Source organism: Providencia sp. 2023EL-00965, assembly GCF_033550225.1.
GTDB classification, from domain to species: Bacteria; Pseudomonadota; Gammaproteobacteria; order Enterobacterales; family Enterobacteriaceae; genus Providencia; species Providencia manganoxydans.
The window spans coordinates 189,521-213,254 of record NZ_JAWUEH010000004.1 but is presented as its reverse complement, the minus strand read 5'-3'; the positions used below and the strand labels follow the sequence as shown (position 1 = coordinate 213,254).

Sequence of the window (23,734 nt, the reverse complement as noted above, 5' to 3'; positions counted from 1 at the left end):
TTTATTTCCTGTTTTTACGCTCACCTATCGCTATTGTGACTGAAATTCTACTTATGTAAAGCGCTGTTAAATATCATCATTTTAGGACTTGTTATCGATTCATCGCGATTGTGAATAACTACGTAAAGAAGGCCATCAAAATTGGTGTGATTAAACTGAGCACGAAGCCATGAACAATTGCCGCGGGTACGATGGAAACGCCGCCACTGCGTTGTAATACAGGCAAAGTAAAATCCATAGAGGTGGAGCCGCAAATCCCTAATGCCGTAGAACGATAACGGTTAATAATTAAAGGGATCAACATAATGGCCGCTAATTCACGTGCGAGATCATTAAAAAATGCTGCACTGCCCATCACTGGCCCATAAGCATCGGTTAATACAATACCGGTTAAGGAGTACCAACCAAAACCCGAAGCAAGCGCTAACCCCATTTTTACGGGGATCCCTAACAGGAAAGCGGCGATTGCTCCCCCAACTAGTGCGCTAGCTCCCATCACTAATGCAATCGTAGTACCTCGTCGGTTAACTAAAATTTGCTTAAGGCTCATGCCGCTGTTGCGTAACTGAATGCCAACCAACAATAGCAACAACATCAAGGCTATTTGGCTACCTTTATCCGCATAATGAAGGAATTTAAACCCAGTCAAACCCACGAAGAAGCCAATAAGGAGCACCCCACAAAGTTGTAATGATTCGAGAACCATTTTAATGCGTGAAGGGGGTTTTTCTTGTTTATGTTTTGGAATTTTCCAAGGATCGAACTTATCCAAGAGCAACAATGAAATAAGATTAAGTGAAAATATGCATACAAAGAATGTTAATGCATAAATTAAAATTGAAAATAAATGTGCACTTAAGTTTTCAAGTAATGCGAGGGTGATCCCCATTAAAAATAGAATGATATACACCATTGAGTTTAAGGCGCGATGTACAACATCTAGGATCTTTTTATTTTTGATGGAGATAAGATAACCTAGCGTTAACGGTAGTAAAATAATGAGTAATCCTGAATACATTTTGCATCCTTTAACTTATCCCATTAACAAGGGGTTATTACACTCACTATACTTCGAGTTGTAGTACCGCTGATGTCGCACGTTAGCTACAGCTCGAATGATTTGGAGTATAAATTATTAGAATAATTTCTTTCGTTACTATTTTGATATCAATTATTGTTTGACATCAATTATTGAATCGCATTAATTACGATGTCGTTTTTTTTGCTGTCTATCGATAAAAAATAGGATAAAAAAACTAAAAAATAAAGTTTAACTATTTTATAACACTAAGAATGGATGCTCAATATGGTTGGCTATGTTGAGGTAAATATATTTAATTTTTGTTCGCTCTTATAGTCATGTAAGCAGTTAATAAGGTAAGCTTTCAAAATAGATCATAGCAAGGAGAGGGTGTATGTATCTGGAACGTGTGGAAATATACGGTTTTAGAGGGATTAACCGGCTCTCATTAGCGCTAAATAAGAACACGGTTTTAGTGGGAGAAAATTCATGGGGAAAGTCGAGTCTTTTGGATGCACTGACTATTCTACTTTCGCCTGAGCAAGAAAATTATCAATTTAATCAACATGATTTTCATCATCCAATGGGGGATGATGCTTCTCGATTTCGCTCATTACAAATCGTGCTTAAATTTTGTGAGGATCGTCCCGGTCGCCATCGCTCGTATCGTTTTCGTAACCTCACTTCTGTTTGGGTCGACAATGATGACGATTTAAAGCATATTTTTTATCGTGTGAGTGCCGAAATGAAAGAAGATGGCACGATCAGTGTGGATCGCAACTTTTTGAATGCAGGTGGTAATAAGTTATCGCTAGATAATGTGGGTAAATACATTAAAGAAATTATCCGTCTTTACCCCGTTATTCGACTGCGCGATGCACGTTTTCTTAATACCTTAAACCCTGAAACCTTGGTTGCTGGCGACAAAGAGATCCGCGATGTATTTAATTCACGTATGGAAGATTTGACTCGTGCACTGATCAATAACCCACAGCGATTGAGTGATGATGAACTGGTTGAAGGGATTGATGCGATGCAGCAATTGCTTAGCCATTATTTTGCGGGGCAAAGCACTCATATATTTCAAGAACATCGTTCTACAATTAAGCAGGAACCACGGCGAAGAGGCTGGCAGGCACTCGATAATATTAGTCGCATTGTCGCTAAACCGAATGAACGTAATATCCGTTTAATTATATTAGGTATGTTTTCTTCTTTGTTACAATCAAAAGGTAACATACAACTGGATAAATATGCTCGCCCATTAGTGATCGTTGAAGACCCTGAGACACGTTTGCACCCGATCATGTTGTCAATTGCATGGGGGCTATTGAATTTGTTTTCTTTACAACGCCTCACAACCACAAACTCAGGTGAATTGCTATCTCAGGTTCCTATTGAAAATCTATGCCGTTTAGTTCGAGACTCAGGAAAGGTATCAGCCTATCGGTTAGGCAAAAATGATTTATCGCCAGAGGAAGTGCGCAAGATTTCTTTTCATATACGTTTTAATCGGCCATCAGCGATGTTTGCCCGTTGTTGGTTACTGGTTGAAGGTGAAACAGAGATTTGGTTGATGAATGAGTTAGCTCGCCAATGTAATTATTACTTTGAGACTGAAGGAATTAAAGTCATTGAGTTTGCTCAAAGTGGTCTTAAGCCTTTATTAAAGTTCGCTAACAAAATGGGAATAGAATGGCATACGCTGGTTGATGGAGACGAAGCGGGTAAAAAATATGCGGCAACGGCACTCAGTTATGCAGAAAAAATGCATGATACAGAAAGAGACCGCTTAACGCGTTTACCCGCACCTGATATGGAGCATTTTTTGTATCGAGAAGGCTTTAGCCATCTTTATCATGAAATCGCGGGGATCCCTGACAATGCAAAGGTTTCGACGCGTAGGGTGATTATTAAAGCAATTTCGAAAACATCAAAACCTGATCTTGCTATTGCCACCGTCAATCGAGCGGCGGAATTAGGGCCTGATTCTATACCTTCACAGTTAAAAAGTATGTTCTCACGAGTGGCGTGGTTGGCGAGAGGAAAAGCTTATTAAGAGGGGATATCCAGTTGTTAGAATATCAATATTTTAGAGAGAGGGCAGCCTCTCTCTTTGATCATATAGGTACAAAATGAAAACACATTCACGAAAAAAGTGGCTAGTTTCTATACTGGTTATTTTTCTGGCGCTTGGTGCTGCATTGTTTTTTTTCGGTGGTGAAAAAAAAGAGGTTTACCAAACAGTTGCTGTAACACGTGGTGACTTAGACAAGCAAGTACAAGCGACAGGTAAACTGGATGCAGTACGTAAGGTTGATGTAGGGGCACAAGTTAGCGGTCAATTGCAGACTCTATATGTGAAAGAAGGTGACAAAGTTAAAAGAGGTGATTTGTTGGCAGTGATTGATCCTCAGAAGGCACAAAACGACGTCACTGAAGCCCAAGAAACCATCCATGAATTAGAATCAAATTTGGCATTATCCAAATCAGAGTTACGTCTGGCTGAAGTGACCTACCAGCGCCAGTTAAGCTTATCCAAATTACAAGCTGTTTCTAAACAGGAGTTGGATCAAGCGCAAACAGATGTGGAAGTTAAAAAAGCGCGGGTTGCAACGTACCAAGCGCAAATTAAACGTAATCAAGCGACATTAGATACGGCGAAAACCAATCTAAAGTATACGCAGATTACGGCGCCGATGGACGGTATTGTCACCTTTATTAAAACATTGCAGGGGCAAACTGTGATCGCAGCTCAGGAAGCGCCAACGATTTTAACCTTAGCTGATATGAATACTATGTTAGTTAAAGCGGAGGTTTCAGAGGCGGATGTGATCTATTTAGAACCAGGGCAAGCGGCATCATTCACGGTTTTAGGTGCGCCTGATAAACGGTTTACCGGCGTTCTTAAAGATATATTACCTACTCCCGAAAAAATTAATGATGCCATTTTTTACTATGCTAGCTTTGAAGTCCCGAACCCACAGCATTTGCTGAAATTACAAATGACAGCACAAATCAAGATTGATCTAGAATCGCATAAAAATGTCCTTCTTTTACCACTGTCTGCATTGGGGGATGAAGTCTCTCCACAAGTTTATGAGGTGGAGGTACTTAATGGTGAAAAAGTTGAAAAACGCCAAGTTAAGATAAATAGCCGTAATGACGTTCAAGTCGAAGTGGTTGAAGGGCTTAAAGAGGGTGAGCAGGTCGTCACCGGTCGTATTACGGAGAGCTAATATGTCCGCTTTACTAGAGCTTAAAGGTATTACTCGACGTTATCCTGCGGGTGAAAGCGAAATCACTGTTCTGAAAGAGGTATCGCTAACCATAAATGCAGGGGAAATGGTGGCGATTATCGGTGCATCCGGTTCAGGCAAATCCACGTTGATGAACATCATTGGGTGTTTAGATAAGCCGAGTGAGGGAGAGTATTTTGTTGCACAACAAAATATTTCACAGCTGGATGATGATCAACTTGCTGAATTACGTCGAGAACACTTTGGCTTTATTTTTCAACGTTATCATCTGCTGAGTCATTTAACCGCTGAGCAAAATGTGGAAGTACCTGCTGTTTACGCAGGTGCTGGTAAAGCACAACGTCGTCAAAGAGCAATTGAACTACTTAGTCAACTTGGCTTAGGTGAACGTGTTGAATATCGGCCAAGTCAACTATCAGGTGGTCAGCAACAGCGGGTGAGTATCGCACGTGCTTTGATGAATGGTGGGCAAGTGATCCTTGCCGATGAGCCGACGGGTGCACTGGATAGCCACTCGGGTGAAGAAGTGATGAAAATCCTTAAAGACCTGTGCGCTCAAGGTCACACCGTGATTATCGTGACACATGACCCTAAAGTTGCCCAACAGGCGGAGCGTATTATTGAAATCAAAGACGGCGAAATCCTCAGTGATTCAGGTACGGTTGCAGCTATTAAACCAACGCCTATACAAAAAAATACCCCTCGACGGATTTCGCTAGGCCAAGTTTATGGGCGGTTTAGTGAAGCTTTATTAATGGCATGGCGGGCGATGGTTGTAAATAAAATGCGCACGTTACTCACCATGTTAGGCATTATTATTGGTATTGCTTCTGTTGTCTCGATCATGGTTATTGGTGATGCAGCGCAAGGAATGGTGCTCAACAATATTAAAGCTATCGGCACAAATACCATTTCTGTTTACCCCGGTGAAGATTTTGGCAGTGATGATGCACAAAATCGGCAATCATTAAAAAGTGAGGATGTGGAGGCGATCGCCCAACAGCCTTATGTTGAGGCAGTTTCAGGTCAACTCTCTAAATCCACACGATTACGTCGCGGGAATTTAGATGCTCCAGCGCAATTATTAGGCGTTGGACGTGACTATTTTAAGGTATATGCAGAAAATTTCTCCGAAGGAATGGGATTCACACCAGATATGGTCGAACGTCGGGCTCAAGTCGTGGTAATTGATGCAAATACGAAGCGGCGTTTTTTCCCTCATCAAAAAAATGTGGTTGGTGAAACATTATTGATAGGCAATATGCCAGCAACCGTCATTGGGGTACTGGCTGAGCAGAAATCTATTTTTGGCTCAACGAATTCTTTATCTGTTTGGTTACCTGATACGACGGTGAACAGCAAAATTTTAAATCGCCCTTATCTTGATAACATTATTGTGAGAGTCAAAGAGGGAGTGGATGCCAAAATTGCGGAACAGCAAATTACCCGTTTATTAACATTACGTCATGGTAAGAAAGATATTTTTACCTATAACATTGATACATTAGTCAAAACAGCAGAAAAAACGACGAGCACTATGCAGCTCTTTTTGACGCTAGTGGCGGTGATTTCATTGGTTGTAGGGGGGATTGGTGTGATGAATATCATGTTAGTCTCTGTGACGGAAAGGACACGCGAAATTGGTATTCGTATGGCAGTTGGCGCCCGCACTAGCGATGTGATGCAGCAATTTTTAATCGAAGCGATATTAGTTTGTCTGATTGGTGGATTAATGGGAATTGCGCTGTCTTATGGTATCAGTGTGATAGCTCAAATGGCGCTGCCTGGTTGGACATTTGCTTTTCAGCCAATTGCATTGATTAGTGCATTTATTTGTTCAACAGCAATTGGCGTGATCTTTGGGTTTTTACCTGCTCGCAGCGCTGCGAGATTGAACCCCATTGATGCGCTAGCAAGAGAATAATAAATTGACATCACTCCTTAACAAATTTCTGTCGAGGAGTGATTGCATTACAGCTCCTCACCCCTAAATTCTGATCAGATTGATAACCTATATACTCATTTCATGTTGAATTAATTGAATTATTTCTATGGTGAAAATTGTGGTTTCAGAGTAAATGCAACAAAAATAGGCCTTGATTAACGCTATAATGAAGGGTTTATAGTTTGTCCTGTGTTAAATGTTAATATTATTAGTAATGCAATTATTGACATGGTAAATAATGGTAATAGTACCGTTAATTTAGACCTTCCCAATCGCTTCAGAACAGAATATTAATAAAAAAATTTCCATTTTGTGAAGTATCACTAATCATTAGCTGATTAATCCAACTCACTTATTTTTATATAAATTTCACTCTTCAACAGCTAATTTTCTCGTTCTAGTATAATTTAGACATAAAAAAAATGTCTGAAAAGATAAATTCTACTTGCGATTTGGTATCGATCATGGATATCATTTGCCTTGTAGAATAAATGAAACCGAGTTCCATAAAATGGAACTTTAAAAAATATTAAAGCCAATATAAACTCAACAGCAAAGATCCACACAGCAGGAATACTAAATGGCGAATAAAACGGGTGAAGATTATTCTCTGGCTCGAGTACCTTTCAGTGCTCGTCGGCCGTTCTATGAAGTACTAATAATCCGAATTGGCTCACTTGCCTGTGTTTCACAGGTGATGTTAGGTGCAGCTCTCGGTTATGGGCTGACTTTTTGGCAAGCGTTTTGGGCCACAATGCTAGGTTCAGTGATTTTACAAGTTGTTAGCTGGGCACTAGGTGCGGCCGCGTGTCGTGAAGGAATGTCAATCAGTCTACTGTCACGGTGGTCTGGGTTTGGTAAGTTGGGCTCTGCTTTAATTGGTGGCGCAATCGCGATTTCACTGATGGGCTGGTTTGGCGTACAAAACGGTTTCTTTGCGGATGGAATGTATAAAGCGACGAATGTGCTAACACCAGGGACTTGGTCGCTTATTACAGGCATTGCGGTGACGGTTATTACAGTATATGGGTATCGATTTTTATCTATTACTGCGAATATCTCAACGCCGCTATTTTTACTTGCATTAGTTTGGGCCACCTATAATTTGCTTTCAGGGCAGGATATTGGTGCGCTTATTAGTAGTACTGAACCATCAGGGCCTCTTATGACCATGCCCGCAGCGATTACCATGGTTGCAGGTGGGTTTATTATTTCCGCTGTTACAACGCCCGATATTAGTCGTTTTATGAAAAGCCCAAAAGAGGTTTTCTGGATGACTCTTATCGGGACTTTTTTTGGTGAGTTGTTAGTCAATATGATTTCTGTATTGATGGCACTTGCGTTGCATACTTACCAAGTATTTGATTTGATGATGACTTTAACAGGTTTGATTGGCGCATCAATTGTTATCTTTTCAACCATCAAAATGAATGATATCAACCTTTATTCATCATCATTAGGGTTTTCCACATTACTTAACGCTGTATTTAATAAGAAGTTTGATCGTCGTTATCTGACTTGGATTATTGGTATCTTGGGTACTATTGCTTCAATGTTAGGTATTTTAGATAACTTTATCGGTTTCCTAATCTATTTAGGCATCGCTATTCCACCGGTTGCTGGCATTATGGTGGTTGATTACTACTTATTGAAACGTGACCGTAAAGAGTTAGATATCACTAGAGCTAAAGGTGAACTCCCCTCAATGTGCGAAGCGTTTAATCCAATAACATTAGTTGTTTGGGGCATTGCTGTTGTAGTGGGGTGGCTAAGCTCTGCGTTAGGTCCTTTTAATACCGATTTTGGTGTGCCTGCACTTAATTCACTGTTGGTCAGCGCTGTTCTTTATTGGATTGCGATGCGTTGGCAAGCTCGAATTAAAGGCGTCGATACGGTGCAATTCCGTAAAGTTAATCATTCAGATTAAGGGTGAGGGCAATGAACCAAAACAGTGTGAAAGTTGCGCTTGCGCAGTTTAATTCAATGCTTGGTGACAAGTCAGGAAACTTACAGCGGATGGCAGATTTTTGCCATCAGGCCGCAGAGCAAGGCGCTAAGCTAATTTGTTTCCCTGAATTGGCGACGACTGGCTATCGTGGTGATCTGTTGTCCACAAAACTCTGGGATCTTAGCGACAGCGTAGGTAGCGAAACCTATCAATTATTGAGTTCTCTTGCGACAAAATTAGATCTCACCATAGTGAGTGGTTTTGCTGAGCGGGGAACATACCTCGGGGAAGTTTACAATTCAGTGGGCGTTTGGACTCCCGGTTGCCATGAAATTAGTGGCGTCTTCCGTAAAGTTCATGCATTTGGTATTGAAAAACAGTGGTTTAATAGCGGAAATAGCTACCCTGTATTTGATACTCCCATTGGCAAAATTGGTGTCATGATTTGCTATGACATGGGATTCCCTGAAGTTGCACGTATTTTGACCTTGCAGGGAGCAGAAATACTGATTGCTCCTTCAGCATGGTGTATTCAGGATAGAGACATGTGGGATATTAATACCGCTTGCCGTGCGTTAGAAAATGGTTGTCATCTTCTTGCGGTTAACCGCTGGGGGAACGAAGGCGACCTACACTTGTTTGGTGGGAGTAAAGTATTTGGCCCTCGGGGACAAGTGCTGCATGAGGCAGGCTACGATAGCGAACAGCTATTGATAGGCGAAGTGGACTTTCAGGTTCAAGCACATACTCGCTTGAACATACCTTATTTAAGAGACCGAAAACCACATAGCTATCAGCAATTAGTACAAGCTCCTCAGTCTATGGGTGAACCATGAGTATTCTCTCAAGCGTTGTAGATGTCTATCGTTTATTTCTTCGCTCAGGCGATGAACTGACGGTAACGACTTTAGTCAATGAGTTAGGTATGCCTAAAAGCTCGGCCTCACGTTTATTAAAGCAAATGGCAGAGTACGGCTTACTCGAAAAGAAAAGTGATGCGCCTGTATATCGCCCAGGTTTAATTATTATGGAATTGGCTCATCGTGCTAGAGGAATGAATCCACTCATAGATATGGCACTTGAATCACTTGATCAATTAACCAAAGAAACAGGATTTACCACCTATGTTTCTTTAAGGGATAAAGACAAAGTTAGAGTGGTCCATGCACGTATTGGCAATAGTTTACTTCAAGTGATCACTCAACCGGGTACTAAATTACCTATAGCGGGTACCTCAACAGGAAAAGCATTATTAGCGCGCAACTCATTGAGTGAGCGTGAAATGATTATTTGCCAAGAGCCTCAAGATAAACAAGATAAGTTACGTCAAGAGTTAAATCAAATTGAAGAACGAGGTTGGGCTTATTCAATTAATGAATCTGTGGCGGGGGTTGCTTCTGTTTCGAGCACCGTTTATGACCCTTCACAAGGCACATTGTATGCATTGTGTTTGAGTTTGCCAGCGTCACAAATTACACCTGAATTATTAGAGCAGTTAGCTTCTAAAATATGCCATAAAGCATCCTACCTTGGCAGTATGGTGGGTGATCCTTATTGGCTGAAACGCAGTACCGAATTATAAGCCGTATTGAGTCATAAAAAGTTATCAAATATAAATATTTGTAGTATGCAAATAGACTTTAAATAATTCGAGATGCAGGTAGGCGACAAGCGAAATTATCGTAGGTGCATAGATAAACTATGTAACTCGGTTATTTAAGCGTAGTCACCGTACCTTAATAAAAAGCTTTGTATCTTGAAATATGGCAGGTCTAGGCGCCTTCACCAGGAAAATAGTCAGTTCAATATCTGTCATCACTCTTTTATTAGGGTGATGGCTGGTATTGTTCTGAAAGTAGTAAAACCAAGGGAAAAATATGAGTTTAAAACAGACCCTGTGCGCTTACGAATTGATCGACAGCGCCGCTGTTAGTGGGGATGATATCGTTGCCTTGTTTAAGAATTTCACCGCAATTGAAGTATCTTCAACCACTGTACAAGATGAGAAAGGCCAAAGTGATTTTGTTCGCATTGTCATTCCTGGTTCCCAAGGGAAACGGCAAGGCAAAAATGCGCCAACATTGGGTATTATTGGCCGTTTAGGCGGCATTGGTGCAAGACCCTCTCGGATAGGTCTTGTGTCAGATGCAGATGGTGCGATTGCAGCAATTGCAACAGCATTGAAACTTGCGAATATGAGAGAAAAAGGGGATATCTTGCTAGGAGATGTGGTTATTACGACCCACATTTGCCCAACAGCACCGACACGTCCTCACTCGCCAGTTGATTTTATGGATTCGCCGCTTAACGACGAGACCATGAATAAGTATGAAGCAATCCCTGAAGCAGATGCTATTTTGTCGGTTGATACAACAAAAGGTAATCGACTAATTAATCATAAAGGCTACGCGTTATCACCAACGGTCAAAGAGGGCTACATTCTGCCTGTTTCAGAAGACTTAATTCGTTTAATGGAATGGAGCAGTGGACAATATGCGGTGACTTTTCCACTGGCGGTACAAGATATTACGCCTTATGGGAATGGATTACACCACATCAATAGCATCATGCAGCCGTCCGTATCAACTAAAGTGCCGGTTGTTGGTGTCGCAATTTGCGCTCAAACAGTGGTACCTGGCTGCTCAACAGGGGCAAGCCATGAAGTCGATATTGCTGCATCCGTGAAATTTATGATTGAAGTGGCAAAAGAGTTTGGGAATGGTGATTGTCAATTCTATGATGAGGAGCAATTCGCCTTACTTAAGTCACTTTATGGCGATGTCTCTTTCTTGCAAACTCATGGACTTTAACAATTTGACGGTAAGTTATTTGAAGTACAGTTAAGTGATAAGCGAGTGAACGCAGTCACTGTACTTTAATAACAACTCCCAACGACAATTACCTTCATTTGAAGTGTCATCATTAAATTAAAAATAGTCACAGCTAGTCGCCCAAGTCATACAAATGTATGATTATTAAATTGAAAAGCGATTAGCTGTGCTCTATTAAACTGAGTTATTCTTGAGATGCTATCTCTGCACTTGTATTATTTACCGTACTGCTTTCAATCGGAATGATGAGATTGGCATGGTTCCCTTTAGGGCCAATATTAATACTAAAATTAACTCTCTGACCAGCCTTAAGCGTCCTGTAGCCATCCATTTGTATACAGGAGTAATGAGCAAAGATATCCTCTCCCCCATTTTCAGGGCAGATGAAACCAAAGCCTTTGGCATTGTTGAACCATTTAACTGTACCTGTCTCCATACATCGTCCTTCGTATTTACAAGTTGTGTTTGACATAAATGCGTAATTGCTACGCATCGGCTAAGTATAATTACTCATGTTGACTGTCTGCAAATCATACTGTAGTGAATTGACTTAGTTCGTCAAGAGATCAGTTTACGGATTTACAGTGAAGTGATAAAAATTTGATATGGCTAACGCTCTCTCTTTTGTAACTTTTGAAGTTGATCACAAAATATTGGGCATATGGGTTATTTTAAATTGCGTGTTACACTGTCAATATGGTGAATCAACAATTGATAGAATAAATGATTCTTACCGTGTTTTAGTGTTATCGTGATTAATAGAAATCATTGATAATAAAGACTATGCTTAATTGAACTTTAACTCTGAGCACGACAAGTAATGAGCGATTTTTTTGGTACATTTAAAACAGACATCATTTTTAAAGATGAAGTGGAGCAAGTTTTACAGCCTCCCTCAATGTATAAGGTTCTATTAAATAATGATGATTACACTCCAATGGATTTTGTTGTTGAAGTGTTACAAAAATACTTTTCTTTTGATGAAGAACGCGCTACACAGATAATGTTAGATGTCCATTTTCAGGGGAAAGGGGTTTGCGGTATTTTTACAGCAGAGGTTGCAGAAACAAAAGCAGCACAGGTGAATACCTACGCACGCGAACATGAATATCCTCTGCTTTGCACGATAGAAAAAGTGTAATTGGCTTAATATCAATTTTGGGAGGTGCTTATGCTCAATCAAGAACTGGAGCTTAGTCTAAACGTCGCATTTGCAAAAGCGAAAGACAATCGACATGAATTTATGACCGTGGAGCACCTATTGCTGGCGTTATTAAGTAATACGTCTGCTCGTGAAGCACTAGATGCTTGTAAAGTTGATCTTGTTGTCCTTCGACAAGAGCTTGAGCACTTTATTGCGCAAACCACGCCTTTATTACCAGAAAATGATAACCGTGATACCCAACCGACGTTGAGTTTTCAACGTGTTTTACAGCGTGCTGTATTTCATGTGCAATCATCAGGCCGTAGTGAAGTGAACGGGGCGAACGTGTTGATTGCGATATTTAGTGAGCAAGAGTCACAAGCCGCTTATTTATTGCGTAAACATGATGTTAGCCGTTTAGATGTGGTGAACTTTATCTCCCACGGCACGATTAAAGGTGAGGATAGCGCATCTCCAGAGCAAGATGCATCTAGCAATCAGGCTAATAATGAAGAGCAGCCTGTCTCTGATGATCATATGGATAATTTTACGACCAACCTTAATCAACTGGCTAAACAAGGGAAGATTGATCCATTAGTTGGGCGTCAAGCTGAGCTAGAAAGAACCATTCAAGTTTTATGCCGTCGCCGTAAAAATAATCCATTATTAGTGGGTGAGTCAGGGGTAGGTAAAACCGCTATAGCAGAGGGACTAGCATGGCGTATTGAGCAAGATGATGTCCCTGAAGTAATGAAAGGTTGTACGCTCTATTCATTAGATATTGGCTCATTACTGGCAGGAACAAAATATCGCGGTGATTTTGAAAAACGTTTTAAATCACTGCTAAAAATGCTGGAAAAAGACAGCAAAAGTATCCTATTTATTGATGAAATTCATACTATTATCGGTGCTGGCGCGGCTTCCGGTGGGCAAGTTGATGCGGCGAATTTGATTAAACCATTATTATCTGGTGGGCGTATTCGAGTTATTGGTTCAACCACTTATCAAGAATTTAGTAATATTTTTGAAAAAGACAGAGCACTTGCTCGTCGCTTCCAAAAAATTGATATTGTGGAGCCTACCGCAGAAGAGACAGTTCGTATTATTAATGGTTTGAAACCGAAATATGAGTCTCATCATGATGTACGTTATACCGCTAAAGCCATTCAGGCTGCGGTAGATTTATCGGTTAAATATATTACAGATAGGCACTTACCTGATAAAGCGATCGATGTGATTGATGAAGCTGGTGCTAGAACGCGTCTAATTGCTCCAAGCAAACGTAAGAAAACGATCGGGGTTCCTGAAATTGAGTCAGTGGTTGCACGTATTGCAAGGATCCCAGAAAAAACGGTCTCTTCTAGTGACAAAGATCGCCTGAAAACGCTTGATTCTCGCCTGAAAATGTTGGTATTTGGGCAAGATAATGCCATTGCTGCATTAACTGAAGCGATTAAAATGAGTCGAGCAGGTTTAGGGCAAGAGCATAAGCCAGTAGGTTCGTTCTTGTTTGCAGGTCCAACAGGGGTTGGTAAAACAGAGGTTACCGTTCAGCTATCGAAAGCTCTTGATATTAAGTTATTGCGCTTTGATATGTCTGAATATATGGAGCGACATACGGTAAGTCGCTTAATTGGTGCACCTCCAGGCTATGTTGGCTTTGACCAAGGTGGTTTATTAACGGATGCGGTGATTAAGCATCCGCACTCTGTTGTACTACTTGATGAAATCGAGAAAGCACATCCAGACGTATTTAATATCTTATTGCAAGTGATGGATCACGGCACACTGACAGATAATAATGGCCGTAAAGCGGATTTCCGGAATGTGATTTTAGTGATGACAACCAACGCAGGGGTGCAAGAAACACAGCGCCGCTCGATTGGTTTTGCCGAACAAGATAATAGCACTGATGCGATGTCTGAAATTAAGAAAACGTTCTCACCAGAGTTTCGTAACCGCCTGGATGGCATTATTTGGTTCAATTCGTTATCAATCGAGATCATCACGCAAGTCGTTGATAAGTTTATCGTTGAATTACAAGCTCAATTAGATGAAAAGGGTGTTTCAATTGAAGTGAGCCAAGCAGCACGCCGTTGGTTATGTGAAAAAGGTTATGATAAAGCGATGGGAGCCCGACCTATGGCTCGTGTGATCCAAGATAACTTGAAAAAACCACTCGCAAATGAATTGCTATTTGGTTCGTTAACGAATGGTGGTTCGGTCAGTATCGGGCTTGATGAAAAAAGTAATACACTGACGTATAACTTCAGTAGCGTACACAAGGCCTCTCCGGAGGATGCGGTATTCTAAACAATTCGAGGTGCAGCTAGGCGACAAGCGAGTGGAACGCTAGAAGCAAAGAAAACTAAGTGACTGGCGTGAGTCAACGTAGTCACTCTACCTTAACGAAAGCGCTGCCGCTGCAACTTGATATATGCCGAATATAGACCACAGGTGTGTTGTGCGTGCACACCACCTGTGGCTGTATCAGGCCCTGCCTGAAGTGATAGGATCAGCGGCTACGGAAAATGATACGGCCTTTGCTCAGGTCGTATGGGGTTAACTCTACAGTTACCTTGTCGCCTGTTAGGATGCGGATATAGTTTTTACGCATTTTGCCAGAAATATGAGCAGTCACCACGTGACCGTTTTCCAGTTCAACACGGAACATTGTGTTTGGCAGGGTATCCAATACAGTGCCCTGCATTTCAATATTATCTTCTTTGGCCATCTAATCCTCTAAGTCTAATAACCATGATTTTTAACGGGCAAGATAATGCCCAAAAACCCTCACTAAGTAAAGAAATGTCGCATTTTAAAGCGATTTTTCTTGAGTAGTAAGTGCATAAAATAACTAAAAACCAAAATTCATCACGTGAATAGTGGTGATATTTCAATCGATTGCGGTAACCAGCAGGCGGGATCAATCGCTTTGTTACGCCACCGATAAAGAATATGTAAAAAATCCCGACGGGATATTTCTTTTGCGCCTAATGAGGCGGTGTGGTGGTTAAGTACCTGACAATCAAAAAGCTGCCCATTATAGCGCAAAAAATGAAAATAGAATGTAATAAAAGCAACTTTAGATGCATCATCCATTCTACTGAACATAGATTCCCCACAAAATAGGTGCCCCATGTTCACGCCATATAGGCCGCCAACCAGCTCGTCACCATACCAAGCTTCTACAGAATGTGCGATACCTTGTTGGTGTAGACCCTGATATCCCGCGCGTACTTCAGGTAAAATCCATGTCCCTTCTTGGCGTATTGAGCAAGCTTCTATCACATCATTGAACGCGTGGTTAATGGTGACGCGATATTTTTGCTTTTTCAATATTTTTTTCATGGTACGGCTGATGTGTAATTCTCCGACCATTAAAACGGCTCGTGGATCAGGTGACCACCATAACGGCATTTCACCAGGGTTAAACCATGGGAAAATGCCATCGTAATAGGCTGCCTTAAGACGTTCAGGCGATAAATCACCACCAATAGCTAATAAGCCATTAGGCTCCCGCATTGCCTCATGGACAGGCGGGAACAAGATTGAATCATCATCAAGTTGGTACATGATGAACCTCAAACAGCCTGTTGTTGCAAGTGACGTTGGCGAAATTGGAAATAGCGGCCTTTTGCCTCTAAAAGAGCTTGATGTGAGCCTTGTTCAACAATTTCACCGTTATCCATTACACAAATCATATCCATATTTTCTAGGCCTTGCATGCGATGAGTGATCACAACTAAGGTTTTATCCGCACATTTCTCTTTCAGTAATGTGAGGATCTGTTGTTCAGTTTGTGCATCAAGCCCTTCAGTTGGTTCATCCATTAAAATTAATGGCGCATCATGCAATAAGGCTCTGGCAATCCCTAAACGGCGCTGTTCTCCACCGGAGAGCTGTCTACCGCCTTCACCCATCCAAGCATTTAGCTTTTGTTCATTTTCCAGTAGATTACCAAGACCAACTTGTTCTAACACTTCATGAAGTTGTTTATCTGTCGCTTTATCATTTGCAAGCAACAGATTATTGCGCAATGTATCACTAAACACGTGCACCCGTTGAGGTACAACAGACATGATAGAACGCAGCGCTTGCTCGCTGTAATCGCTGATATTGTGCCCATTAAGCTTTATTGAGCCACTGTTAACATCCCACGCACGGGTGAGTAACTGTAATAAGGTTGATTTACCGCAGCCCGTTTTTCCTAACAATGCAAGGTGTTGGCCTTGTTGTAGTGTAAGAGAAACGTGATTTAACACAGCGAATGGCTGTTCAGGGTAGGTAAACGAAATATTGTCCACAACGAGGCTATCTAACTGAGTTAGCGAAAGCCCTTCGGCTGCAAAGGTCACTTCAGGTTTAGCGTCGATCAGCTGCGAAACACGCTCTGCGGAAGCAATCACTTGGCCCATATGTTGGAATGCTACGGCGACAGGCCCCAGTGTTTCGAAGGCTGCTAAGGCACAAAAAACAAATAAAGCAATAAGTGCGCCGGGGTTGGTATTACCACCGACGTGATCTGCCGCCATCCATAAAAGCAATGTTGCCGTGAAGCCTGAAGCAAACAAAATGATCGCCTGCGACAAGCCTGTAAGATCTGCTTGCTGTTGCTGGCGGACTTGCCATTGGCTCTCAATATTTGACAATGTTTGACGAAAGCGTGGTAGGGCGCCAAATAAAGTGAGTTCTGCTTGGCCCTGTAGTGCGGATGTCAGTACTGTTCGGTAGTGAGCACGTAATGCGGTTAATTCTTGACCAATAGGCTTACCTGCACGGTAAAACACAAAAGGTAGAGTAAACAAGAGAAACAGCATGACACAACCAAGTGTCCACGCTAAGCGAGGATCAAGAAAACTTAGCCCAAAAATAAGCACGAAAATAACCACAAAGGCGGCAAAAATCGGCGATAAAACGCGTAAGTATAGGTGGTCTAACGTCTCAACATCGGCAACAAGGCGATTAAGAATTTCTCCTTGGCGGAACCGGCTAATCCCTCCGGGAGACAGAGGAAGAATTTTGCTAAAGGCGAATACGCGTAAGTGCGCCAGTACCCGAAATGTGGCATCGTGGCTGACTAGGCGTTCTGCATAGCGGCCAGCAGTACGGAAAATCGCAGCTCCACGTACGCCAGCGGCGGGTAACATATAGTTAAAATAATACAGCCCTGGAAAGCCTGCGATTGCTGCACCCGCAAGGAACCAACCTGATAAGGTTAATAAACCAATACTTGCGAGCAAAGTTACAATGGCTAAGATCATACCTAATAAGATCAAAAACCAATGGCGGCGATAAAGTGCTAAAAAAGGTAATAGAACTCGCATTATCAAAGCTCCTCACTACGGTGAGCCAATAAACGGGCAAATGGCCCTTCACATTGACTCAATTCTGCATAATGACCACGCTGTATTATTTGCCCATTGGACATGACCCAAATTTGATCATAATTAACGGTTTCTTCAAGTAAATGTGTCACCATGATTGTGGTTTGTTGCTGGGCTAGCTGATTTAGAGTATGCATAACACGTTGCTCACTATGAGCATCAAGACTGGCTGCGGGTTCATCTAAGAGCAGAATACGCGAAGGTTTTAATAGCGTTCGTGCAACGGCCACTCGTTGTGCCTGACCTACAGACAGCCTCGCTGCATAGTCACCTAAACGGGTGTTTAAGCCATCAGGTAACATAGGCAAAAATTCAGCAACATAGGCATCTTTTATTACTTGTGCTATTTCGGCCTCAGTTGCATCAGGTTTACCTAAACTGATATTTTCAATCAGTGTTTGCTCTGGTAAATGTGGGTTTTGACCAACCCAGCCAATTAGCTCACGCCATTTTTCGCTACAGAGTTGGTTAAGTTCATCACCGTTAATTTTAATCGAGCCCTGATAAGGTAAAAAACCTAACAATAAATTCAGTAAGGTGCTTTTGCCTGCACCACTTTGACCAACGAGTGCGATACGTTGTTGAGGTTCGATGGTGAAATCTAGAGGGCCAACCAACCGCTGCCCATCGTGAGAGAAAATCTCTAATCCCTCAGCTTGAATATGGATAGGAGCATTTTGCGGTGTTTTGTTGCCCATTTCCGTTTTTTGTTCGCTATCACTTTCCAGCAAAGTCACTAAGCTTTCAGCGGCACCAACCGCTTGTGCTTTGGCATGGTAATAAGTACCTAAATCACGTAATGGCTGGAAAAATTCAGGGGATAAAATCAAGGCAAGGAAGCCAGCAAATAAGGTTACGGGTAAACCATAACTACCAAAGCTTAATTCACCGAGGTAGGAAAAACCAAAATAGACAGCAACAATTGCAATTGAAATCGATGCGAAGAATTCTAAAACCCCAGATGAAAGGAATGCCATACGCAGCACTTCCATAGTTCTTGAACGGAAGTCTTCGGTAGATTCACGAATTTGGGCAACTTCTGCTTTTTCCCGAAAGAATAGACGTAAGGTATCTAACCCACGTAGCCTATCTAAAAAGCTACCGCTGAGGCGACCTAAGGCGATAAAGTTGCGACGGTTAGCGTCAGCAGCGCCTAGCCCAACTAACGCCATAAAAATAGGGATAAGAGGGGCGGTAGCAAATAAGATCAATGCCGCAGCCCAGTTAAATGGGAAGATGGCAATTAAGATCATAATTGGAATGATACCAGCAAGGTACATTTGGGGCAGGTAGCGAGAGTAGTACTCCTGCATATCTTCTATTTGTTCTAGAACAATGGTTGCCCAGCTCCCCGCCGGTTTTCCTTTTACCCAGACAGGGCCTAAGTCTTGTAGCTTATTTAACACCTGTGTACGTACTTCTTGGCGTACCACTTGACCACAGCGAAAACCAACTCGCTCTCTTATCAAGGTCACCAGAGCGCGTAGCACAAACACCACTAACAGTAATATAAACGATGTTACTAACTGTTCTCGGGGAATATGTTCCATAATCAGTGCTTGTAGTATGACCGCTAAGAACCAAGCTTGCGCGATTATCAGTAAGCCACTCACAACGCCTAATAGCATAGAAATGCGTAACCAGCGTTTTGCTGACGTACTATGCTGCTTCAACCAACGTACCAATTCAGTCTGTCTTGTTTTATCCATAATGATTAGTGTGCAGGTGTAGTTTTATTGAGAATGTACCGCGCGCTAAACGTACGGCAACTTGAAGATCAACGAGCACGACGAGTATAGCAGCTTCTTTCTCATTTGTTACATAATAAAAGTCTGTTATTAAATTAGTACAGTGAGTTGTTAGTGAATTGTTTTTTAAAGGTAAAAATATAGTTGTGAGATGGGTAAAATGCATTTCTGCAAAAGGATAGGTTATTTTTTTAGTATTATTTCATCTCATTTAGAAATATCAAATTTCTTGAATATTATTATAAATAATAACCCATATAGATTATTTTATATTTTAGTAAAACAGGTGACCTTAATTAATAATAAGGTCACCTGAAAACCAATATTTATTGTGGAATAATCTGTCGCCACTCTTTAGGTTTTAAATTAAATTGCCCATCTAATAATTTTTGCCAAGCTTGATCGCGTTCTTCTACTGATTGATAGTGATTAGCTTGTCTATCGACAATGGACCACGTGTCATGCTTTTCTTGCCAGATAATGCAATCAAAGCTACCACTGTCCTCTGATGCGTAGCACATAACCACATCATCTTGCCCGTCTTGGTTAGCATCAGCCATAAAACCCAGACAGTTGTATGAGTGATAAAGAGAGATACAGTAATATTCATGCTCTTTATCTTCCATATCCCACCAACTCTTCGGTAGCTCTGCACTATTTTTAGCTAGAACCAAAACGTCTTCGAGTGATTTTTTAGGCTCATCACCATAGGAACTGTGCTCAAGTAATTTTTTGTATTCAGGATTTGATTTGAGTTTTTTAAGTGCTTGCTGACCATTAGGACCTAGCTCATCTAAATCATAGGCTAGCATCGAATCAACTTTGATTTTGCCATTGTCGATACCGGATAAAATACTGTTTAAAGTGATGCGTTTAAAATCAGCGATAGGGCTATTGATCACAAGTATTGTGCCAATTAACCCCAGTAAACCAAATTTGTTTATGGTGCCGAGTGAAAATATCCAATGCGTTCTTTTACGTAGTACGGCAATACTGTAAGCAAAGATAATAATGGCTAAAAATAGTGCAATTGTGAATGCATAGAGTCGCTCTATACTCCAGCTGTATTGGTTAACGCGAATAAGAATGCCGTAAATCGACAGTAGAGAGAAAAAATTAAGTAGCAGAACGCTAAACAGCACAAATGGATTTAACCATGCAGAGAATTGGTATGGCTGTGTTCCATCACCATACACTAAGTTAATTAAAATGATATTCAGGATCAAAAACCATAGCATAGCCGCAGAACCAAGGCCGGTGGCATTCATTCCTGTGAAATAGGAAAATATAAATCCAATCACAAAGACAATTGCGATAATATGTAAAATGATCAGGAAAAAACGAGCGATATAACGAATAAATTTACCAAATTGAAGCTCAAAGGTAGAACGTAAAAAAATCAGACCAATGTTAAAGCCAAGCGTAAACCCAGCCCATAATGTTAAATCATTACTGAGTAGCTGACTCAGTGATGACAAATTAACAATTTTGAATAAAAAATTGGCCAGTAAAATTAAGGTAACGAGTAAGCCCCCAATGGCTGAAGCAAAGATACCGAGTAGGGTGTTTTTAATGTAAAAGCCCATTAAACATGCATAATCAATTTTCCATGTTTTTTCGAGCTGACGCATTTGCATCCAAGGCAATAAAAAAAACAATAGGACAATCAAAGTCGTAAAGGCAATAAAGGGGCTCGCATCAGTACTGGACTCACTGTGTCTTGCGTGCCAAAGACTAATCCAGATTGTCAGTAAAATAATAATTAAGATATTAAGATAGAAAATCGCTGATTTAGCATTGGTAATGAGATAACTAATAGCGGAAGGAACAAACACAGCGAGCAATAATGGCAGATAAATAAATTGACCACTAAGGCCGCTTTCTTGCCTAACAGTGTAATCGGTAGAGTACAAAATAATTACGGATTGTAAAATGGCAAATAGAGCAACAACAATATAGGCATAACGGCTGATAGGCTCTTGCTGTCCCATGTGGGGTCCTTTCAAAATTGAATTGTGATAATCCCAAAATTATAGCGGGTGCAATAATAAAGCCTATAAAGTTACTCTGAAAAAGTGGAATAATTAGGAAAAGAAAAAGGCACCGTGGATGACGGTGCCTCAGACTGCGGATAAACGTATTATGTTTGATGCCTGACCGAATTAAATAGCGATAGAGCTATTTAGTATCACTTAAGCCATCAAGGTAGCGTTCTGCGTCCAGTGCAGCCATACAGCCTGTACCCGCAGAGGTAATTGCTTGACGATAAATATGATCCATAACATCGCCTGCTGCGAATACGCCTGAAACCGAAGTTTGTGTTGCATTGCCATGAGTTCCTGACTGCACAGTAATGTAACCATTTTCCAGATTTAGCTGACCTTCAAAGATGCCTGTATTTGGGCTGTGGCCAATAGCAATAAACGCCCCCATCACTTGCAGCTCTTCAGTTTCATCTGTTTTGGTGCTACGCAAACGTACACCGGTAACGCCCATATCATCGCCTAGTACTTCATCAAGGGTACGATCAGTATGCAGGACAATATTACCGTTTTTCACTTTATCCATTAAACGATCAACGAGGATTTTTTCGGCGCGGAAACTATCACGGCGGTGAATTAAATGAACTTCTGATGCGATATTCGACAGATACAGTGCTTCTTCAACTGCGGTATTACCACCGCCAACCACTGCGACTTTTTGGTTACGATAGAAAAAGCCATCACAAGTTGCACAAGCAGAAACGCCACGTCCTTTAAACGCTTCTTCTGATGGTAAACCAATATAACGTGCAGATGCGCCAGTTGCGATAATTAAAGCATCACAAGTATATTCAGTTTCATCGCCAAACAAACGGAAAGGGCGCTGTTTAAGATCCACTTTATTGATATGATCTGAAATGATTTCAGTTTGGAATTTAGTCGCATGCTCATACATACGATCCATCAAGCCCGGCCCTGTAAGACCTTCAGGATCACCCGGCCAGTTTTCAACTTCAGTGGTTGTTGTTAACTGACCACCTTTTTCCACCCCAGTAATCAGCGCTGGACTCAAATTTGCACGTGCAGCATAAACCGCCGCTGTGTATCCTGCTGGCCCTGAACCCAAAATGATTAACTTGCGATGTGTGGCTGTGCTCATGAATACCTCGTTTTTAATCTAAAAAATAGCAATAATGGGATTGTAGGAGAATTGGCTAGTTAAAAAAAGGGATTTAACGGCTAACTCGATTGTGATTAGCCTATTTTTGCGATAGACGATAGTCATTAAAGTGAAAATTTACTGTGGCAAGCATGTCCACATCACATGGCATAATTTTTAGGAATATTCTTGAAACCTGCCGGCGAAACGTTTGAATAGAAAAAAAAGCGAAATCTTGTACTGATTTTTATTCATTTGCTTTGACAATCGGCTGTGCATTTGCGAAAACATCTATGTAAGAGTTAATTATCTAGCAGGCCAATGTAAACGGTGCATTTTTGTTCTTGCCGGAAAGTTAACTTTACAACACTTATAACTTAACAAACAGGTAATCATTGTGGACAGGTTTTCTGTTCACGCCGATTTCAGCATTGCGCATAAAATTTGCTCCTGAACACGAATACCTAAATAAATAAAGTATGAGCGAGGATGGTGCTGTTTTATAGGTGTGGAAAATAACAATTAGAGAAAGAGAGATAAAGAGATGATTGACAATAAAAAGCGTCCAGGAAAAGACCTTGACCGTATTGATAGGAATATACTTAACGAACTTCAGAAAGATGGACGTATTTCGAACGTAGAATTGTCTAAACGTGTTGGTCTATCACCAACGCCATGTTTGGAACGTGTTCGTCGTCTGGAGAGACAAGGGTTTATTTCTGGTTATACCGCATTACTGAACCCTCACTACTTAGATGCATCACTATTGGTTTTCGTTGAAATTACCTTAAACCGCGGTGCGCCAGACGTATTTGAACAGTTCAATACTGCGGTTCAAAAACTGGAAGAAATTCAAGAGTGTCACCTTGTTTCTGGTGATTTCGATTATCTGTTGAAAACGCGTGTGCCAGATATGTCCGCTTACCGTAAATTACTTGGAGAGACTCTACTGCGTCTGCCGGGTGTAAACGATACTCGTACATATGTAGTTATGGAAGAAGTTAAGCAAAGTAACCGTCTGGTTATTAAAACACGCTAACAGCCTTCGATAGTCTCATTCTGCACAACACTATTTTTTGTTGTCGCACTGCTGTTTCAACGCTGAGTTTACTCAGCGTTGTTCCGTTTTAGGGGCAAACCCGATATCGACAGTGATTTTCTCTAACTAAGTTTCTACAAGACAGTGGCAAATCGCGATGACTTTTTCTGAAAACATCTCAAATAAGCTGAACTTTTGATTTCAATATATTGATATTAAAGGTATAAATAATTAAGATTTTTAACGTTAAATAGAAATTGAATCCTCTAC

Annotated in this window: 18 protein-coding genes; 10 read left to right on the top strand and 8 right to left on the bottom strand. The window is 41.1% G+C overall.

Translation table 11 applies throughout. The features are described from left to right. Positions 1-118 precede the first annotated feature (118 nt). On the bottom strand, positions 119-1,018 hold the full coding sequence (locus tag SC428_RS07595; protein WP_070924924.1) for a lysine exporter LysO family protein: 900 nt from the start codon (positions 1,016-1,018) through the stop codon (positions 119-121). 397 nt (positions 1,019-1,415) lie between these two features. Here SC428_RS07595 and SC428_RS07590 point away from each other — a divergent pair, with 397 nt between their 5' ends. From SC428_RS07590 to SC428_RS07560, 7 genes are all read left to right on the top strand, one after another. After that, positions 1,416-3,080, top strand: a complete 1,665-nt coding sequence (locus tag SC428_RS07590) for a DUF2813 domain-containing protein (protein ID WP_070924923.1) — start codon at positions 1,416-1,418, stop codon at positions 3,078-3,080. Between the two features lie 76 nt (positions 3,081-3,156). Continuing rightward, entirely contained in the window at positions 3,157-4,260 is a 1,104-nt protein-coding gene (gene macA, locus SC428_RS07585; protein WP_070924922.1) for a macrolide transporter subunit MacA, read from the top strand. Position 4,261: 1 nt separating this feature from the next. Next, entirely contained in the window at positions 4,262-6,205 is a 1,944-nt protein-coding gene (gene macB, locus SC428_RS07580) for a macrolide ABC transporter ATP-binding protein/permease MacB (RefSeq protein WP_318706825.1), read from the top strand. A gap of 601 nt (positions 6,206-6,806) precedes the next feature. Next, positions 6,807-8,153 carry a purine-cytosine permease family protein gene (locus SC428_RS07575; protein ID WP_070924921.1) on the top strand — a complete coding sequence of 449 codons (1,347 nt, stop codon included), beginning with the start codon at positions 6,807-6,809 and terminating at the stop codon, positions 8,151-8,153. 11 nt (positions 8,154-8,164) lie between these two features. Continuing rightward, positions 8,165-9,010 (top strand): nitrilase-related carbon-nitrogen hydrolase, encoded by an 846-nt coding sequence (locus SC428_RS07570; protein ID WP_318706822.1) that lies wholly within the window; start codon positions 8,165-8,167, stop codon positions 9,008-9,010. Beyond that, positions 9,007-9,756, top strand: coding sequence for an IclR family transcriptional regulator (locus SC428_RS07565; RefSeq protein ID WP_070924919.1), 750 nt, complete (start codon positions 9,007-9,009; stop codon positions 9,754-9,756). The genes SC428_RS07570 and SC428_RS07565 overlap by 4 nt, the downstream gene beginning before the upstream one ends. 295 nt (positions 9,757-10,051) lie before the next feature. Beyond that, positions 10,052-10,984 carry a DUF1177 domain-containing protein gene (locus tag SC428_RS07560; protein WP_318706820.1) on the top strand — a complete coding sequence of 311 codons (933 nt, stop codon included), beginning with the start codon at positions 10,052-10,054 and terminating at the stop codon, positions 10,982-10,984. Between the two features lie 205 nt (positions 10,985-11,189). Here the strand turns inward: SC428_RS07560 and cspD are convergent, their stop codons facing one another. Next, positions 11,190-11,441, bottom strand: a complete 252-nt coding sequence (cspD, locus tag SC428_RS07555) for a cold shock-like protein CspD (protein WP_140180524.1) — start codon at positions 11,439-11,441, stop codon at positions 11,190-11,192. Between the two features lie 384 nt (positions 11,442-11,825). Between cspD and clpS the strand changes: the two genes are divergently transcribed. Then, a complete protein-coding gene (gene clpS, locus SC428_RS07550; protein WP_070924917.1) occupies positions 11,826-12,146 on the top strand; it encodes an ATP-dependent Clp protease adapter ClpS in 321 nt (106 codons plus the stop codon). A 30-nt stretch (positions 12,147-12,176) separates the two neighbouring features. Then, positions 12,177-14,462: an ATP-dependent Clp protease ATP-binding subunit ClpA gene (clpA, locus tag SC428_RS07545; protein ID WP_318706817.1), complete on the top strand. Its 2,286-nt coding sequence runs from the start codon at positions 12,177-12,179 to the stop codon at positions 14,460-14,462. Between the two features lie 202 nt (positions 14,463-14,664). On the opposite strand, the gene infA is transcribed toward clpA, so the two are convergent. The 6 genes from infA to trxB form a co-directional block, all read right to left on the bottom strand. Continuing rightward, entirely contained in the window at positions 14,665-14,883 is a 219-nt protein-coding gene (infA, locus tag SC428_RS07540; RefSeq protein ID WP_004244560.1) for a translation initiation factor IF-1, read from the bottom strand. A gap of 140 nt (positions 14,884-15,023) precedes the next feature. Beyond that, entirely contained in the window at positions 15,024-15,725 is a 702-nt protein-coding gene (aat, locus tag SC428_RS07535) for a leucyl/phenylalanyl-tRNA--protein transferase (protein ID WP_070924915.1), read from the bottom strand. A gap of 8 nt (positions 15,726-15,733) precedes the next feature. Beyond that, positions 15,734-17,476: a heme ABC transporter ATP-binding protein/permease CydC gene (gene cydC / locus SC428_RS07530; RefSeq protein ID WP_140180522.1), complete on the bottom strand. Its 1,743-nt coding sequence runs from the start codon at positions 17,474-17,476 to the stop codon at positions 15,734-15,736. A 2-nt stretch (positions 17,477-17,478) separates the two neighbouring features. Further along, positions 17,479-19,245 carry a heme ABC transporter permease/ATP-binding protein CydD gene (gene cydD / locus SC428_RS07525; RefSeq protein ID WP_140180520.1) on the bottom strand — a complete coding sequence of 589 codons (1,767 nt, stop codon included), beginning with the start codon at positions 19,243-19,245 and terminating at the stop codon, positions 17,479-17,481. Between the two features lie 365 nt (positions 19,246-19,610). Continuing rightward, on the bottom strand, positions 19,611-21,275 hold the full coding sequence (locus SC428_RS07520) for a DUF4153 domain-containing protein (RefSeq protein WP_283125443.1): 1,665 nt from the start codon (positions 21,273-21,275) through the stop codon (positions 19,611-19,613). A 187-nt stretch (positions 21,276-21,462) separates the two neighbouring features. Further along, positions 21,463-22,425, bottom strand: coding sequence for a thioredoxin-disulfide reductase (trxB, locus tag SC428_RS07515; protein WP_070924912.1), 963 nt, complete (start codon positions 22,423-22,425; stop codon positions 21,463-21,465). 544 nt (positions 22,426-22,969) lie between these two features. On the opposite strand from trxB, the gene lrp reads away from it, so the two are divergent. Beyond that, positions 22,970-23,464 (top strand): leucine-responsive transcriptional regulator Lrp, encoded by a 495-nt coding sequence (lrp, locus tag SC428_RS07510; protein ID WP_004918089.1) that lies wholly within the window; start codon positions 22,970-22,972, stop codon positions 23,462-23,464. The last annotated feature ends 270 nt before the right edge of the window (positions 23,465-23,734 follow it).

Coding starts and splice junctions, on each gene's coding strand:
- SC428_RS07560 (WP_318706820.1), top strand. CDS start 10,052: ATGAGTTTAAAACAGACCCTGTGCGCTTACGAATTGATCGACAGCGCC.
- aat (WP_070924915.1), bottom strand. CDS start 15,725: ATGTACCAACTTGATGATGATTCAATCTTGTTCCCGCCTGTCCATGAG.
- SC428_RS07520 (WP_283125443.1), bottom strand. CDS start 21,275: ATGGGACAGCAAGAGCCTATCAGCCGTTATGCCTATATTGTTGTTGCT.
- SC428_RS07595 (WP_070924924.1), bottom strand. CDS start 1,018: ATGTATTCAGGATTACTCATTATTTTACTACCGTTAACGCTAGGTTAT.
- SC428_RS07575 (WP_070924921.1), top strand. CDS start 6,807: ATGGCGAATAAAACGGGTGAAGATTATTCTCTGGCTCGAGTACCTTTC.
- macA (WP_070924922.1), top strand. CDS start 3,157: ATGAAAACACATTCACGAAAAAAGTGGCTAGTTTCTATACTGGTTATT.
- clpS (WP_070924917.1), top strand. CDS start 11,826: ATGAGCGATTTTTTTGGTACATTTAAAACAGACATCATTTTTAAAGAT.
- infA (WP_004244560.1), bottom strand. CDS start 14,883: ATGGCCAAAGAAGATAATATTGAAATGCAGGGCACTGTATTGGATACC.
- SC428_RS07565 (WP_070924919.1), top strand. CDS start 9,007: ATGAGTATTCTCTCAAGCGTTGTAGATGTCTATCGTTTATTTCTTCGC.
- clpA (WP_318706817.1), top strand. CDS start 12,177: ATGCTCAATCAAGAACTGGAGCTTAGTCTAAACGTCGCATTTGCAAAA.
- cydD (WP_140180520.1), bottom strand. CDS start 19,245: ATGGATAAAACAAGACAGACTGAATTGGTACGTTGGTTGAAGCAGCAT.
- cspD (WP_140180524.1), bottom strand. CDS start 11,441: ATGGAGACAGGTACAGTTAAATGGTTCAACAATGCCAAAGGCTTTGGT.
- cydC (WP_140180522.1), bottom strand. CDS start 17,476: ATGCGAGTTCTATTACCTTTTTTAGCACTTTATCGCCGCCATTGGTTT.
- lrp (WP_004918089.1), top strand. CDS start 22,970: ATGATTGACAATAAAAAGCGTCCAGGAAAAGACCTTGACCGTATTGAT.
- macB (WP_318706825.1), top strand. CDS start 4,262: ATGTCCGCTTTACTAGAGCTTAAAGGTATTACTCGACGTTATCCTGCG.
- SC428_RS07590 (WP_070924923.1), top strand. CDS start 1,416: ATGTATCTGGAACGTGTGGAAATATACGGTTTTAGAGGGATTAACCGG.
- SC428_RS07570 (WP_318706822.1), top strand. CDS start 8,165: ATGAACCAAAACAGTGTGAAAGTTGCGCTTGCGCAGTTTAATTCAATG.
- trxB (WP_070924912.1), bottom strand. CDS start 22,425: ATGAGCACAGCCACACATCGCAAGTTAATCATTTTGGGTTCAGGGCCA.